The organism is Enterobacter sp. CRENT-193, from assembly GCF_002787395.1.
In the GTDB taxonomy this organism is placed as follows: Bacteria; Pseudomonadota; Gammaproteobacteria; order Enterobacterales; family Enterobacteriaceae; genus Enterobacter; species Enterobacter hormaechei_C.
In genome coordinates this window covers 635,044-649,929 of the sequence record NZ_CP024812.1, presented here as the reverse complement: position 1 = coordinate 649,929, position 14,886 = coordinate 635,044, and the positions used below count along the sequence as shown (strand labels likewise).

The 14,886-nt window shown below is 54.5% G+C and carries 17 protein-coding genes; 5 read left to right on the top strand and 12 right to left on the bottom strand.

The window, feature by feature from the left end; all coding sequences use genetic code 11:
- Positions 1-13: 13 nt before the first annotated feature.
- Positions 14-1,000, top strand: a complete 987-nt coding sequence (locus tag CU081_RS03225) for a GlxA family transcriptional regulator (protein ID WP_022650122.1) — start codon at positions 14-16, stop codon at positions 998-1,000.
- A gap of 123 nt (positions 1,001-1,123) precedes the next feature.
- Positions 1,124-1,453, top strand: coding sequence for a hypothetical protein (locus tag CU081_RS03220; protein ID WP_022650123.1), 330 nt, complete (start codon positions 1,124-1,126; stop codon positions 1,451-1,453).
- Here CU081_RS03220 and CU081_RS03215 read toward each other — a convergent pair.
- From CU081_RS03215 to CU081_RS03195, 5 genes are all read right to left on the bottom strand, one after another.
- Positions 1,431-2,234 carry a DUF4225 domain-containing protein gene (locus tag CU081_RS03215; RefSeq protein WP_039268673.1) on the bottom strand — a complete coding sequence of 268 codons (804 nt, stop codon included), beginning with the start codon at positions 2,232-2,234 and terminating at the stop codon, positions 1,431-1,433. The two genes, CU081_RS03220 and CU081_RS03215, sit on opposite strands and share 23 nt — an antisense overlap.
- A 175-nt stretch (positions 2,235-2,409) precedes the next feature.
- Complete coding sequence (locus CU081_RS03210; RefSeq protein WP_006812462.1) at positions 2,410-3,498, bottom strand: AAA family ATPase; 1,089 nt, start codon at positions 3,496-3,498, stop codon at positions 2,410-2,412.
- Positions 3,499-3,645: 147 nt separating this feature from the next.
- Positions 3,646-4,605: a YbgA family protein gene (locus CU081_RS03205; RefSeq protein ID WP_022650125.1), complete on the bottom strand. Its 960-nt coding sequence runs from the start codon at positions 4,603-4,605 to the stop codon at positions 3,646-3,648.
- Between the two features lie 102 nt (positions 4,606-4,707).
- A complete protein-coding gene (gene uraH / locus CU081_RS03200) occupies positions 4,708-5,118 on the bottom strand; it encodes a hydroxyisourate hydrolase (protein ID WP_022650126.1) in 411 nt (136 codons plus the stop codon).
- 99 nt (positions 5,119-5,217) lie between these two features.
- Entirely contained in the window at positions 5,218-5,943 is a 726-nt protein-coding gene (locus tag CU081_RS03195; protein ID WP_022650127.1) for a MerR family transcriptional regulator, read from the bottom strand.
- Between the two features lie 117 nt (positions 5,944-6,060).
- On the opposite strand from CU081_RS03195, the gene CU081_RS03190 reads away from it, so the two are divergent.
- A complete protein-coding gene (locus CU081_RS03190; protein ID WP_003860954.1) occupies positions 6,061-6,585 on the top strand; it encodes a lipocalin family protein in 525 nt (174 codons plus the stop codon).
- 1 nt (position 6,586) lies between these two features.
- Here CU081_RS03190 and CU081_RS03185 read toward each other — a convergent pair whose 3' ends face one another.
- From CU081_RS03185 to CU081_RS26425, 7 genes are all read right to left on the bottom strand, one after another.
- Positions 6,587-7,594, bottom strand: a complete 1,008-nt coding sequence (locus CU081_RS03185) for a fimbrial protein (RefSeq protein WP_022650128.1) — start codon at positions 7,592-7,594, stop codon at positions 6,587-6,589.
- Positions 7,594-8,112 (bottom strand): fimbrial protein, encoded by a 519-nt coding sequence (locus CU081_RS03180; protein WP_022650129.1) that lies wholly within the window; start codon positions 8,110-8,112, stop codon positions 7,594-7,596. The genes CU081_RS03185 and CU081_RS03180 overlap by 1 nt, the downstream gene beginning before the upstream one ends.
- Complete coding sequence (locus CU081_RS03175; protein WP_039268674.1) at positions 8,103-10,628, bottom strand: fimbria/pilus outer membrane usher protein; 2,526 nt, start codon at positions 10,626-10,628, stop codon at positions 8,103-8,105. The genes CU081_RS03180 and CU081_RS03175 overlap by 10 nt, the downstream gene beginning before the upstream one ends.
- A gap of 23 nt (positions 10,629-10,651) precedes the next feature.
- Positions 10,652-11,329 carry a fimbrial biogenesis chaperone gene (locus CU081_RS03170; RefSeq protein WP_022650131.1) on the bottom strand — a complete coding sequence of 226 codons (678 nt, stop codon included), beginning with the start codon at positions 11,327-11,329 and terminating at the stop codon, positions 10,652-10,654.
- Positions 11,330-11,382: 53 nt separating this feature from the next.
- The gene (locus tag CU081_RS03165) at positions 11,383-11,967 is read right to left on the bottom strand and encodes a fimbrial protein (RefSeq protein WP_003860947.1); all 585 of its coding nucleotides are present in this window, start codon (positions 11,965-11,967) and stop codon (positions 11,383-11,385) included.
- Between the two features lie 52 nt (positions 11,968-12,019).
- Positions 12,020-12,241, bottom strand: coding sequence for a helix-turn-helix domain-containing protein (locus CU081_RS26430; RefSeq protein WP_226343063.1), 222 nt, complete (start codon positions 12,239-12,241; stop codon positions 12,020-12,022).
- Positions 12,242-12,359: 118 nt separating this feature from the next.
- A complete protein-coding gene (locus CU081_RS26425; RefSeq protein WP_226343062.1) occupies positions 12,360-12,620 on the bottom strand; it encodes a hypothetical protein in 261 nt (86 codons plus the stop codon).
- 834 nt (positions 12,621-13,454) lie between these two features.
- On the opposite strand from CU081_RS26425, the gene CU081_RS03155 reads away from it, so the two are divergent.
- Positions 13,455-14,243: a winged helix-turn-helix domain-containing protein gene (locus CU081_RS03155; RefSeq protein ID WP_022650133.1), complete on the top strand. Its 789-nt coding sequence runs from the start codon at positions 13,455-13,457 to the stop codon at positions 14,241-14,243.
- 1 nt (position 14,244) lies between these two features.
- A complete protein-coding gene (locus tag CU081_RS03150; protein ID WP_017693981.1) occupies positions 14,245-14,724 on the top strand; it encodes a hypothetical protein in 480 nt (159 codons plus the stop codon).
- The last annotated feature ends 162 nt before the right edge of the window (positions 14,725-14,886 follow it).

Sequence of the window (14,886 nt, the reverse complement as noted above, 5' to 3'; positions counted from 1 at the left end):
AAAGGAGAGACAGATGCCGCTTGTTAACGTTGCTATTGTCGCGGTGGACGGGTTTAGCCCGTTCCACTACTCCGTCCCCTGCATTCTGTTTGGCGATACGGTATCCGGGGAAAAGCGCTTTAACGTTACGATCTGCGCTGAAAAACCGGGATTCCTGACCTCGAAAGACGGTTTTGCCCTGCATGCGACGCAGGATTTTTCTGCAATCGCATCGGCTGAAATTGTGGTTGTACCCTACTGGCAGCACGTGCTGGAGCGCCCGCCTCAGACGCTGCTCGACAGCCTGGTTCAGGCCAGAGACAACGGGGCGGAAATTGTTGGGCTGTGTCTGGGATCGTTTGTACTGGGCTATGCGGGCATACTCAGCGGCAAACGGGCCGCCACCCACTGGGAGTTTGAACACCAGTTTCAGACGCTGTTTCCGGACGTTCGACTGGACATCAACGCCCTCTACGTGGATGACGGCAATGTGATCACCTCGGCGGGTACCGCCGCCGCGCTCGACTGCTGTTTGTACATCATCCGCCAGCGCTTTGGCAGCGTCGTCGCCAATCAGATTGCCCGCCGGATGATCGTCCCGCCGCACCGCGAGGGCGGGCAGGCGCAGTTTATTGCGCAACCTGTGCCGAAAGATACCCGCGACGGGCGGATTAACTGTCTCATTGACTACCTTCAGCAGCACATTTCCGAGCCGCATAACCTGGATTCGCTGGCGGACGTGGTGTCGATGAGCCGACGCACGCTGACCCGCCATTTTATCAAGGCGACGGGCATGAGCGTTGCCGACTGGCTTACCGCCGAGCGCCTGCGGCGCAGCCAGATCCTGCTGGAGTCCGGCAGTCTGCCAATCGAAAGCGTCGCTGAGCAGGTGGGGTTTTTATCAGCGGTGACGTATCGGCAGCAGTTTAAGGCGCGCTTTGGTGTCAGTCCGGCGGAGTGGCGTAAGACGTTTCGCGTTAAGCCGTATGCAGCGAAAAATAATGCTGGCGCGATGGAATAAAAAGACGTGGGCGGCTTCTTTGCCTTTAAAGCTGGCGGCAATGGATATGCATCAGACGGGTTACAAGCACTTCTCTTCCGGTTAAGATAATCCACGTTACTTTCCAGAAGAAAAGGTAGTGGCATGAACAATATTGAAACGCAGTTACTTGGATCAGGTTTCACCGTAAAAGAATTAGCGTATCTGAACCGAAACATTAGCCGTTATGGTTCATCCCTGCTCGAGGTAGTGCTTGAGTTAGGTAAGCGATTTATCATGGTTCTGTGTATTACTGCGACTGTGGCCCTGATTTTCCTGGCGCTTCTTTTTTTCGCTGAACATTATAATATTGTTTCCGGTGGCATTTCTCTTTTCATCGTATTGATTATTGCCTGGTTTTTTCAACCCCCGATCATTACCTACAAAGCCTGGCGCTTCAGAAAGAAATACATTAGTTCTGTCCAGACGCATTAGAAATTAAATCAAACGAGACTTTTGCAGAGACACCCCAGCCGACAATTTTCATAGTGAGCGCTGCGCGATTCATTCCGTCGACTTTGCGGTAGAAATCCAGCGGGAGATAACGAAACAGACGCCATGATTCGGGTTTCCGGATGGCGCCAAATACCGTATAGACGCTTGCTGCCAGGCTTACGCTATTGAATACCCCAAGTGCTGATTCACGTTTAAATCCCATAAACTGAGCGATATCCATGACGCCATCTGCCAGCATACCTTCGGAGTTTGGTTGATGTTGAAGCGTTCTGTTAATTTCTTTTGAAATGGCATTTGCACCATCCATAACCAGAATCGCTCCTGCAAGCGCACCCACTGGATTCATTGTCATCATTGCACCAACACCTGCAACAATCTGTAACCCTGAAAGCACAACCTTAATCGATGAGATAACGTAACCGACGACTTTGTTATTTTCTTTAACCAGTTCAATCTGAGCAAAAAGCTGAGCTGTACGGGAGCGAAGCATTCTGCTTTGCTCAAGAAGACTTTCGTTCTCAGCCCGGATGTTTTTCAGGCATTCCATGCACTCCTCATCACTTCTGGCTGCCCGGGTAGCACTAAATTGTTGCATCACAAACTGCCGAATATCATCCATAAATTTAATCCGTGCGAGTCCGTCGCTGAGATGTTGCCCTCCGACAATATTCGCAGTATTGATGAGCTTGCGGGCTTCAAGATTTATCATTGTTTCAGCCCATGCGCGGGCGTTCTGACCAGGGAAAATTACAATATCCATTTTAATTTTCTCATCTGATAACCAACGTTTACAGATTATCCTGACATCAGAAACTGGCAACAATAAATTGGATAATCTGTCGCGAGCGCAGAATTCGCCGAAGGTATATACCGACGGAAATCATCTTCGTCGTTGATGGCGACCTTGAAAGTGGTGACAGCATAAAAGAAGTGCATTACCCCAGCCGCTCCATCCGTGTCTCCCCCTCCGCCATCGACAGCTGATACAGCGAAAACGATCGGTGCTTCTCAATCAAATGCGCCAGCTCCGGCGAGTGGCTGGTGAGCCAGATCTGCGAATAGCGGCTGGCCTCGGCAATGAGGCTTGCCAGGGCGGGCAGCATCTGCGGATGCAGGCTGTTTTCCGGTTCGTTGAGGGCGATAAATGCGGGAGGGCGCGGGCTTAACAGCGCCACCGCCAGGCATAAAAAACGCAGCGTGCCGTCGGAGAACTCTGCCGGTTCCAGCGGTCTGCTCAGCCCCTCGCGCTGCATCATCATGCGGAAGCGCCCGCCGGTGTTGTCGCTGTAAAACACGCAGCCGGGGAAGGCCTGGTCGAGAATGCGCATCAGCAGCAGCTCGTCGCCAATTTCGACAATGGTCTGAAACGCGGCGGCCAGGTTCGCGCCGTCGCTGGCCAGCACCGGGGAGCGGAAACCCACCTGCGGCGCGCGGATCGCCGAGCCGGATGAGACGGAAAACTCATGATAAAATCGCCAGTTACGCAGGGACTCGCGCATCTGCGACACTTCGGGGTAGAGGTGCGGTTCGCCGAGCTGCCCGAACACCGACTCGTTCTCATACAGCGTACCGCTGTGGGTCACTTTTTCGTGATGTACGTTGTTCAGGAATACGGCCTGGTTCTTACGCTTCATCAGCTGTGACGACGGACGACGGTGCTGGCCGCTCAGCCAGATAGATTCCTCTTTGATCACCGGATCGAGCTGAAACTGTGAGGGGTAGGGCAGCTTTTCCACGAACCCGACCTGAAGCTCATATTCATAGGTTTCCGTTTCCACCGCCAGGTTCATGCGCCGCAGCTGGTCGCTGCGGGTTTTGCCCGCCCAGAACACTTTCAAAATGCCCCCCTCGTTTGCCAGCGCCTGGGAGAATTGCCCCTGCGCCGCGCTGTGCATCAGGTAAATCGCTTTATAAATATTGGATTTTCCGGTGCCGTTGGGGCCGAACACGATATTGAGTTGTTCCAGCTCAAGCGACATATCGCGAATTGAGCGGTAGTTTTGAATATGCAGATTTTTGATCATCGGGGTACTCCGCTGTGCACGCTTAACCTGTACAGAATTACAGTATTTTACGCTGGGTGCAAAAAAAAAGACGACAGTGAGGGTGTCGTCTAAACGGGGTACAGCTTTGGGCCTCTGTGGGTCAATGGGGCCTTCGCTTCTTTCTTATCAGGTAACGGCCAGACGCAGACCCAAATCATCAGGATAGGGATCAAAGTAGTTTTGCGTCATCAGATACCGGTCAGGGTATTCAGCCAGATAATGCTTAAGCAGCGTCAGCGGCGCGAGGATCGGCAGCAGTCCGTCCCGGTAATGCAGGATCACATCACGCAGTTCTCCGCGCTGGCGGCTGTTCAGCTGGTTACGGAAATAGCCCTGAATGTGCATCAGCACGTTAGTGTGATTCTTCCGCGAAGCAGGTTTTTTCAGGATGGTCATCAGTTTGTCGCGATAGGCCACGAAAAACGCGTCCAGATCGTCCCACTCGTGCAGTGATGCCACGAACGGGCCAATTTCACGGTAGCCTGCCTGATGGTGCGCCAGAAGCTGAAGCTTATAGCGGCTGTGAAAGTCCAGCAGAGCACGGCGCGTCAGGCCATTTTTACGCATTACGTTCAGTTCGTGGAGGGCAAAAACGCGCTCAACAAAGTTTTCCCGCAGTACCGGATCGTGCAGGCGACCGTCTTCTTCGACGGGCAGCCAGGGGAAAGTTTCAAGGAGGGCGGCGGTGAACAGCCCGACACCCTCCTTGCGGCCCCGGTTGCCGTTTTCGTCGTACAGCCGCACGCGCTCCATGCCGCAGCTGGGGGATTTTGCACAGACGATAAACCCCGACAGATCGCCGATTTTCGGCAGATAATCTGCCGTAAATGCGGCCATCTTCTGCGTGACGTCATCGTGGGGCGCTTTGCTGAACCGCATTTCTGTCTCGCCGCCGGTGGTCATCACCAGGCGCAGCGCCGGACGAGGCGTGGGCAGGCCGATAGCCATTTCAGGGCATACCGGGCGGAAAGCGACCCACTGCGCCAGCTCATCCATCACAAAGCCCATACGCTTATGCCCGCCGTCAAAGCGAACGGCGGAACCGGTCAAACATCCGCTAATACCCAGCACAGGTTTTGTTGTCATGGTGTGCACCTCCCGATCTCATATCTAAAAGTTACACAACAATGCGAGTTTGTCCAAGTATTGGCGGGATTATTTTTTAATCGTCTTTAAAATCAAGAGCAATCAGCTGCCCTTGTAGGTTGAGTAACCGTACTGGCTGAGCAGAAGCGGGATGTGCAGTTTTTCATTGGTGCGGGTGACGGTGAACAGCACCGGCACTTCCGGGAAGAAGGAGTCCAGCTTTTTGCCGTGGAAGTAATCGGCGGTTTTGAAGGTCACTTTATACACGCCAGGTGCCATATCCTGATCCTGCGGATAAAGCGATTTAATGCGCCCGTCGTGGTCGGTTTTACCGCTGGCAATCGGGGTCCACTTGTCCTGCTCCTGCTTCTCCAGCGTAACGGTCACATCTGCTGGCGGCATACCGGTTTGCTGGTCCAGAACGTGGACGCTCAGGGTGCCTGCCGGGGCGCTGAATGCGGCAGGCGCGAAAGCCATGGCAGCCAGCATCATCAGAGGGAGTGTCTTTTTCATCGTGTTTTCCTGTTGAGTTGTCGGTGACAGGAAAACGTTAGCACTCGCTGCGCGAAAAAATATTCAACTTTTCGTGAAGATTGCCACAGCAGAAAATAATCAGAGGATAATTACCTCAAGGGAAACCTGCTGCTGCCACTGCGCAACCTGCTTTTTCCGCGCGGCGGTGAGTTTGCCGCTGGTGACCAGCAGCCATTTGCGATCCGGGAAAATTTCCGGGGCCAGCGCGGCAGGGGGAACCGGCAGGATGTCGATGCGGTGGCCCTGGCCGGTGCGCGTCAGGGCTTCAAGCCAGATTTCACACGGGTCGTTGAGGTACCAGCCGCTGATGAGAACGTTATCGCCCGGCGCTTTTTTATCGCCCTCAAGGCAAAACGAGGTATAGGCGATGAGGATGCCGTCGAGGATCTCACGCAGCGTCATGGCGGCGGCGACGTTGGCCGATATCTGGCTGCGCAACGGACGCAGCACGTTAGTGACCAGCTCTGGCCTTGGGTATTCGCGTCCGGCGTCGTAAATCATCTGACGCAGGGATTCAATTTTCCCCTCCTGCAACTTTTGCATCATGGCCTGTTGCAGGGTTTGCCAGTTATTGGCGCGGCGCGGCGCAGGGCGTTCCAGCAGTGATTTAACCTGACCGATGGGTACGCCTTTTTTTACCCAGTCGAGGATTTTCAGCGCCTGCTGAACGTCCTCATCGCTGTACAGGCGGTGACCGCCGTCCGTACGCTCGGGTTTGAGCAAGCCATAGCGTCGCTGCCACGCCCGCAGCGTGGTGGCGGTGATGCCGCTGAGTCTGGCGAATTCGCCGATGGAGTAAGCCATGTCTGCATCCGAAGAGAAGGAGTTGTCTCAATATACTACGAATATTCCCCGACGGGATGAAGCGCCGCACGGGTGCGCTACACTTAACGTCCAACCGCGTAAATGAAAGGAGTTCTCATGAGGCTATGGCCTGTAGTTACCGGTGTCGCCATTGCGCTGACTCTGGTTGCCTGTAAATCTCCCACGCCGCCGAAAGGCGTGCAGCCCATTACCGGCTTTGATGCCAGCCGCTATCTCGGCAAATGGTATGAAGTCGCCCGACTGGAAAACCGCTTTGAGCGCGGTCTGGAACAGGTCACCGCGACGTACGGCAAGCGCAGCGATGGCGGTATCAGCGTACTGAACCGCGGCTATGATCCGGTGAAGAACAAATGGAATGAGAGCGAAGGAAAGGCGTACTTTACCGGCGAACCGACTACGGCTGCGCTGAAGGTATCGTTCTTCGGCCCGTTCTACGGCGGCTATAACGTGATCAAGCTGGACGATAAGTACCAGTACGCGCTGGTCAGCGGCCCGAACCGTGACTACCTGTGGATTTTATCGCGCACCCCGACCATTCCGGATGCGGTAAAACAGGACTACCTGAACACCGCACGCGGTCTGGGCTTCCGGGTCGATCAGCTGGTGTGGGTGAAGCACTAACCTACTGATACGAAAAGGTGATGCTTGCCAGGGCATTGGCCGAGCCGGGGACCAGGTCTCCGGTTCGGATGTACTGCGCCTGGAACGGCAGGGATAGCGTTTGTGCTGCGCTGGTGGTCTGGATGAAAAACTGTCCCGTCGTGCCTGCGGCCGAGCTGTCTGGCCCCATCATCAGCGGCCCGGTACCGTTATAGAAAAACTGCACGCCAATGCCGGAGGCCGTGGAGTCCCCGGTCAGCGTCACGACCGACGAGATATTTGACGGTGTGGTCTGATCGGTCATCACTGCGTTAACCGCCACGTTCTCATCGCAGGTCAGGCTGACGTTAAACTCCCCCGACGGCGAGGTGCTGCCTACGCTGGGCAGCGTGTGAACATCAATGGTGCCCAGGTCGACGTTGGCGCTTTTTGTGCCTACCGTGCAGCCGCTTGCCGTCACCGTGATGGTGGTGGGGTTGATGATCACCTGCGCGGTTTTCACTTCGTTGTTATAGGCCGTCAGGATCGCCGCGTTAATGGTCGGGGTCTGGTATACGCCGGATTTCAGCGGAACGCCGGTCTTGATAAACGTCACTTTTGCCGACCAGCCCAGTGCGGTGGCGTAACCGTTAGTCCCATCGGCCGGATAGCTCTGCGTAATGCCCGTCTGCATCGGCACATAGGTGGTGCCGTTATAATCTTTGAGCCCAAGAATGAAGCCGATGCCGGGCACGCCCGTTTCAAATACCATGTAATTTGCGCCATCAAGAATAACCGTGATGCCGGTGGCGGTTATACTGCTGCTCGGCTCCAGCGTCCCTTTGGAGCAGGTAAATACCAGGCCGCACCAGAACACTTCCGAGACGCTCGCAGAGGCGCTCCATTCAGAGCCGATCGTCTTTCCAGGCACGATGGAGTCTGCCGGGCCGGACCATGACATGGGTGTTGGCGAAAGGGTGATATCCGATGTCCAGGAGAGGGCAAGCGCCTGAGAGGACATGAAAAATAGGGCTAAAAACAGTAAACGCATTATTGATACTCCGTCGTCCAGGTCGCCACTGCCGAAACGTCTCCGGCATTGACCGGCGCACCCGTGGCGGCCAGTCGCGCATAGAAGGTCATTTTTACGCTGTCATCCCCCGCCGCGCCGTAAGCAGCGGTTTGGGTGTCCAGCGGGATAAGTACGCTGTCTTTATCCAGTATCTGCACTGCCACGCCGGTCGCGCCGCCGTCAGCGACTTTCAGAAGCTGCGGGTTTTCGTCATCCGGCGTACCGCTGAAGCGGATTTTCACGCCAGCAAAGGTGGGGCCGCACGCTTCAAGGGTGAGCGTGAAGGGCGTTTTGATATTGCTGACCGCCCCCGCCTCGCTAAATTGCTTCACGCCGAGGGTGCCCAGCGGCACGTTTTGCTCCTTCGAATCTTCCGAGACAATGCAGGTATTGCCGATCACGTTGCCGGTCACGGAAACCAGCACGTCATAGCCGCGCGCGGGGACGGTGATGACCATCAGCAGGATCAGGGGGAGGAAACGGACGGTTACTGACATATGGCCTCCTGGGAATAAAGCCCGGTGCGGGCGTGATAATTCTGCGGGTTCAACGCATAGCGGATCGTGCAGCGCTGGGCGCTGTCGCGTCCCCATACGGCATGCAAGGTTCCCTGCGCTGACAGGCCGGTCAGATACACGCTGCCGCCGTCGCCGACGATACCGCTGGCTTTGTCATCCTCTGACGAGACCAGCGTGCCGAAGGGGAGCACGTCTTTAGCGTGACGTACGATAAACATCGCTTTTGCTCCCTGACGCGTGGTGAGGGTGGCGCGAACCAGTGCCCCGTCGGTGGGGATTTTATTGGCGATGGCGTTCTCAAGTTCCACGTCATTGCCCACGGTGGTGACATCCAGCGCAACCTGATTAACGCGATACGGCGTGGCGTACGGGATCACCGCATAGCCCCGGCTGTCGGTTTTGATGCCCTTGTGGTTGAGCACGGCGACATGGCTGGCGCCCGGGGCTTTCACCAGAATATTGGTGTTCCCGAGCGGCTGGCTCAGCGTCAGACCATCCTCATGCAGCACCGCTCCGCCGCTCATCCCGTAGCTGAGGTTGCGGGAGTCACCGGCGTAGCTGTAGCCCAGGTTATAGTCTCCCCACGCGCCCTCGTATTGCAGCGCGGCATCGCCGCCGTAGTGCTGCTGCGCGCTGTAGCGCTGGTTGACGCTATAGAAAAGATTTTCCTGCCCCGGCAGATAACCACTGACACCGGTACTGGCGGTGGTGCCAGCGGGATCCGCATGGGTAGCGGTAAAACGGAGACGGGTCGACAGCGCCGGGTTACCCAGCGGCACCGACAGGGACAACGCGAGGATATTGTCTTTCTTGTTGTCGTACAGGCCAGAGCTACGCTGGGCGCTGATGCCAAGCGACAGGTTACGAAACGTCGCGTTCCACGCGAACTGCAAACTTTGCGTGGTTTTTGACGTATTCCAGTAGGTTTGTTGATCCCAGGACAGCGACAGCGCGCCGTATTCGCCCATCGGCTGCGACAACAGCAGCTGATTTTTTGCCTTACGCGACATATGCAGGTTGTAAACCGTGTCGTAGTGAGTGGTGACGGTGCCATCGTCTTCCACGGTCTGTTCTGGCGCTCCGCCCGCCATGCCTTTGTAAGTGGTATCGCTGAGGGTATAAAACCCTGCCGTTGAGTAACGCAGCGAGAAGAAATTGACCCGCGTCCCGATATCGTTCAGCAGCTTGCTGTACCGCAGGCGCACCGAATCACCGGTGTAGTGCTGGTTATCAGCCAGCTGGCTGCGGGCATGGGTGAGGTCGAGAGAGTAGGCGCCAAAGTGGCCGAGATTCTGCCCGATCCCGAAGGCCAGGCCGGTGTAGCGATCGGAAAACTGCGCCCCGCCATAAAAGGTGAGGCCGTATCGCCAGCCCAGGAACAGCTCGCCCTGCGCGAAGGAGGGCGAGATCTGATTGCCCGCAGGACGGTATTTCCCCGCCCCCAGAGCATATTTGACCTGACCGTTACGCACCAGATTCGGCACGCTGGCAAAGGGCAGGGTGTATTGCGTCTGGCTACCGTCGCTCTCCTGAATGGTGACCGCGAGGTCGCCGCCGGAAGAGGTCGGATAGAGATCTTTCAGCACAAACGCCCCCGGCGGAACGGAGGTTTGATAGATGACGTTACCGTTCTGGCGAACCGTCACCGTGGCATTGCTGCGCGCGATGCCGCGCACTTCAGGCGCGTAACCGCTCAGGCTGGCGGGCAACATATTGTCATCGGTCTTCAGGGCAATCCCACGCAGGCCAACGGCGTCAAACACCTGCGAGGAGGTGAACGTTTCACCGGCGTAAACCTGGGCACGCAGGGCGCGGATATCCCGCTGTAGCCAGGTCTGGACGTGGGTGAGCTCGTTACTCTCTTTGGTCCACGTGGTGAAATCACGCAGCCGCCATGCGCCCAGGTTGGCGCCGCTGTTCAGGCTCACAAACAGCTGTTGTTCCCGCGTGCGTATCTCGCCCCGGTAGTCATTATTCGCGCCATTGACCACATAGTTCAGCCACGCGGCAGGGATGCCGGATTCCCAGCTCTCCGGGCTGACGTATCCGCGCGGCAGAGCGCGCATCGCGCTTTGCGGTACGGTGAAGTTGAGGGTAAGCGTCCTCTGGTCAAAATCAAACCGGGTATCGGCGAATGACTGGGTTAAAAAAATGCAGCGCTGCGCAGGCGGCAGCTCACCCCCTTTAGCCTGACGGCTGTCGATGCCAAGTGCGGCGAATTGTGCAGGCGTAAGGCACGGCAGGGCTTCACCGGCGGTGCTTTCAGCGACGCGAAACGTGACGTTACCTGTGAACGCGAACTGGGTGTTGATATACACGTTAAGATTGTACTCGCCCGGCGGCAACGCGCTCCCGGCGTTGACCCAGGCGAGATCGGCGCTGTTGGCGCGCTCGCCGTTGAGAAACGCAGGATTAAATTGCAGCTCGCTTTCGGCAGCCACGGCTTGCCGAATCACCAGGGCGATCGCCGTGGCGCACAGGATTTTAATTTTCATGTGGTCACGCCTTACTGTTTTTATTATTGGGACAATGACGTGCGGGTGACGGGCGTCCAGGCCCCATAATCGTTAATCGTCTGGTAGCTTAAGCTGCTCGCATGGCTGAAGGTGTCTGCCAGCGTCACGCTGGCTTTCGGCGGCACCATGACGGGCGACACCGGCCTGCCATCAATTTTCACGTTAATGGTGGTGAGGTAATACGGCGTTGGGTTGGTCAGCGTGACCTTGCCCGCGCGGTAGGCGCCGGCAAGGTTTTTCCATGCCTCCCCTGCACCTTCCCTGAGCCGCTCCGGGCGATAAAAGACCTTGATGCGGTTGGCAGAGGCGAATTGCAGCGAATTGCCGGAACCGTTTTTAACCTGCTGTGGGATAGCTTTGACCGTCATCCAGTACAGCGTCTCGCGATCGGCTGGCAGGGCGTTGCCGCTGAACATGATTTTCACCGCGCTTTCGCTGGCGGGCTTCATGACGTACAGCGGCGGCGTGATGACGAAGTCGTTGGTACGGCTCCCTTTCTCGTCTTCCATCCATGACTGGATCAGGAACGTGGCATCAGGGTGGGTATTTCTTACCTGCATCATCGTCTGCGTAGCCGCGCCGGTGTAGACCAGCCGCGTTGCGCCTAACCCCACGCCGCCTGCATACACGGCGGATGAACATAACGTGCCAGCCAGACAAATCCATGTGTTTACGCGCATTGTGCGTCTCCTGAAAGCTGAGTCAGACCCGGCCAGCAGACCGGGCCTGAAGATTACGAATAGGTCACGGTGTAGGTGGCGACCGCGCTGGCATCACCCGCCGTGGCGTTGCCCAGTGGGGAGTAATATTTCGCGCTGAAGTTCAGGGTGTTCGCCCCCGCACGCAGGGGGATCGCTGCTGCCGGCTCACCCAGCCTGACGACGTTGCCCTGTTCGTCATAAAGACGGATAGCGACATGCTGCGCCGAGCCCGCGCCGCCGTTTACTCCCGCGGCCAGGCTATTCACATCGGTACTGTCCGGCGTACCGGTGAAGGTGATAGCCACGGTCGTTGCGGCGATGGGGTTATTTTCCGTGGACGCGGAGGTATCGGCGATTTCGCAATCCTCCAGGGTGATGGAGAAGGCTTTTGCGGTACTGGCTTCACTGCCTGCGGCAGCCAGCGTGGCGGTACGCACTTCCCCCATGTCGACGTCGATATTGGCGCTACCGGCGCTGATGGCACAGGCGGAGGTCACCACTTTACCGCTGAAGTTAACCGTGCCGCCGCTGGTGGCGGCGGCCAGTGCTGAGCCCGCTGGCAGCAGGGCGGCAATGCTTAATGCCAGCAGAGAATGGCAAGTAAGGCGTGCTTTCATTTCATAGTTCCTTGGTTTTTTTATTACGAGATTTGCTCTGAAAGCGGCAGGTCTAACTGGTTAAAAAGACCAGCAAATCTGTCTTATTCCTGAGCCCGAGTTTCCTTATCGCTGAGCTTTTTAAGGCGCTCACGCGGCGATAAGAAAGTTTCTCCAGTTCTGCGATGTAACGTATATCCAGTCCGTTCCTGAGTTCCTTTAATACCCTCCTTTCTCCAGGCGTCAGCGATAACGCCGCTGGCTGCTTTTGGGGCCGATAATGGCTATCGACCATTTTTGCTAGCTTTATCCGCCACTGATAAACCGTGTTCTGTAGCGAGATATAGGCATCAATATCTTCCCGGACCCATAACAGGGAATGGGCAGAGGTTGAGTACAGGCAGATCATCACTTCAGGGTGCGTGGCTTTGATTTTTTTTAAATTTCAGTGAGTCATACCCTGTATGGTATTTCTCTGCGCCGGATATAAATAAGATATCGACACGAATCGATGACAGCGCCTTATCCAGTTCCTGATAACCTCCTTCGATGATAATGATGTGAAGGTCGTCGCGGATGCTGCTTAATAATGTTTTAATGCCGTTTCTTGCATAATGATCGCCGCCCATCAGTGCAACAGTTATATGCTGTGTTATTTGGCTATTGTTCGTCATGTTAATCCTCGATTTATAATAGTAATCAGGCGAATTATTTATAAGGTTATCGCCAGTATTCTCGAAGCAATGACGTATTGCATAGTGTAGGCCTACTATACGTCGGCCAATAAAGAGGTAATCTGAATTAATCTAAAATTGTATTAATTACTAAGATCGAGACCGGTTACGACGCTTCCCTCTGATTGGTCTTATTCCGCTTCGCTTTCTGTAAATTATGATAGCTTCTATTTTTAATGAAAATTTAGCTTTGATAAATGTTTTGTAAGGAGTTTGTCGTCTGGTGTCAGTGCGGGTGTGAAGTTGCTGACGGGGAATAACAATTTACGAATGTTATCATCGATAAAAACTGATAGAAAGGTGGCTGAAAAGCATACAAAAACCATATAAGTTATTGATATTGTTCTGGTTGAGAAAAGTTAAGGCTTAAGAGTGCTGAATATTTCAGACACGCATGTCCGTGGCGTACAATGTTTTTTTATGTAGGTATTTGTCAATGTCAAGAGGCGAGGAGTGCGCCAAAAGGTGAGGCTCTGATAAATGAGATGCTGCCGGTAGTGAGATACTTCTGTGGAGCGGAAATTCACTTCACAAAACATCATAATGAGGATGATCGCGGATGAAGTGGCTCTGCAAGCCGCATTCTACAAGGGTTGAGTTCTTATGCAGGTTCAGTGAAGCTTAAGGGATGAAATATAAATTAAGATTTTTCGCCAATGGCGAAGATATACAGCATGCCGTTAATCAGTCACATTAATCCCGACGTGAATGTCATCCCATACATGCGGTGACCCAGGTTCAACATCTGTTAACCGGAGAATTCATACTGCCCCTATGCATAAGCATTACATTATAAATAATATCGTCGAATTTCATCCTGCGGCCAGCACGTTACGTGATATCAACAATCCTGACCGTGTGGTTGTGTTAAATTCGCCAGCAGGCCGATGCCTGTTGTTATTAATCGACAGAGCGGGGTCGATTGTCACTCAGCAAGAGTTCCTTGATATTGTCTGGCAAAGCCGCGGCATGCTTGTCTCCTCCAATACCTATTACCAGAACATCTCCATCCTGCGCAAAGGGCTCAAAAAGATTGGTTTTGAAACTGACCCTATCGTTACCATTCCGCGGATTGGGTTGACGCTGGCAAGCGACACGCAAATAACCGTCAGAGAGTCTTCACCTGTCGCGCCTCAACCCGCAGAGGAACAATGTGTGGAGGCGCCAGCGATCGAGGAGGTCTCTGCATCCTCCGCGCCAGCAACGCCCGTTGCCAGGAAGCCCACGCGCTGGCTGGCTGTTGTCATGGGGCTATTGATCGTCCTGGCCGGGGCAGGCGTGACGGGATATATGAACGCCACAGAAAACCGTTTTGTTGAGGATTACCGTTTTGCGGCATCCGTCGGAGCCTGTCGCGTTTATCTTGCGAACGACATTCAGACTCACGCTGAACGCGCTTCCGCGCTGACCTATGTGGAACAATTCAAGGCTGAATGCGCGCAATATCCCTGGGTTTACATCAGCTGGTACGCTCTGCTTCCTCGTGCGTCGGTTATTCGCTGCGACCGGCCAATGAAAGAACCGAACCGCTGTATATCTGATTATTTCCTGAAGGATAGCTAGCATGACTCGTTTTCGGCAGATGCTGTATATCATCGTGACGGGCCTCGTCACCGCAGGCGTGCTGACGGGTTATTACCTGTGGCACCGAACTTACGTTCAGCCTTTTTCATGCCAGGCTAATCTGGTCCAGCACCATCCGGATGAGACGCTGACGGTCTGGCTGAATTACACCTTCGACGGGAAATTCGGCACCCTGAGCATGAATGGCCGGGCAAAGAGCGATCCGGGTAAAACCATCGACAGGAAAATTTCCTTTCGGGTGGAGAGGCAAGATCATCTCTATTTGCTGACGTCAGAAAAAAATATGACGTTCCCGGACGATAATGTTGACGACAGCTGGCTGGAAAAATATGAACCGCAATTTTTTGTCTATCCGGGCAAGAGTATTTATATGCGGATCAATGAACAACATAATGGTAACTATATCTTTACCTTAGGAACATTACCGACATATGTGTGTCGTGGTTCAAAAAAAGAATGATATAAACGAGAAAAACATTATATTTTCCTCCCTTCTCATTTATGCTTGATTTAAAATATCAGGATTATCTTAGAAATATAAAGTGCGACAGATCATGTTGCGATAATGTAATTAATTTTAAATTTGGCAAGTAAATGAAAAGTGTATTTGACTCCTCCGATG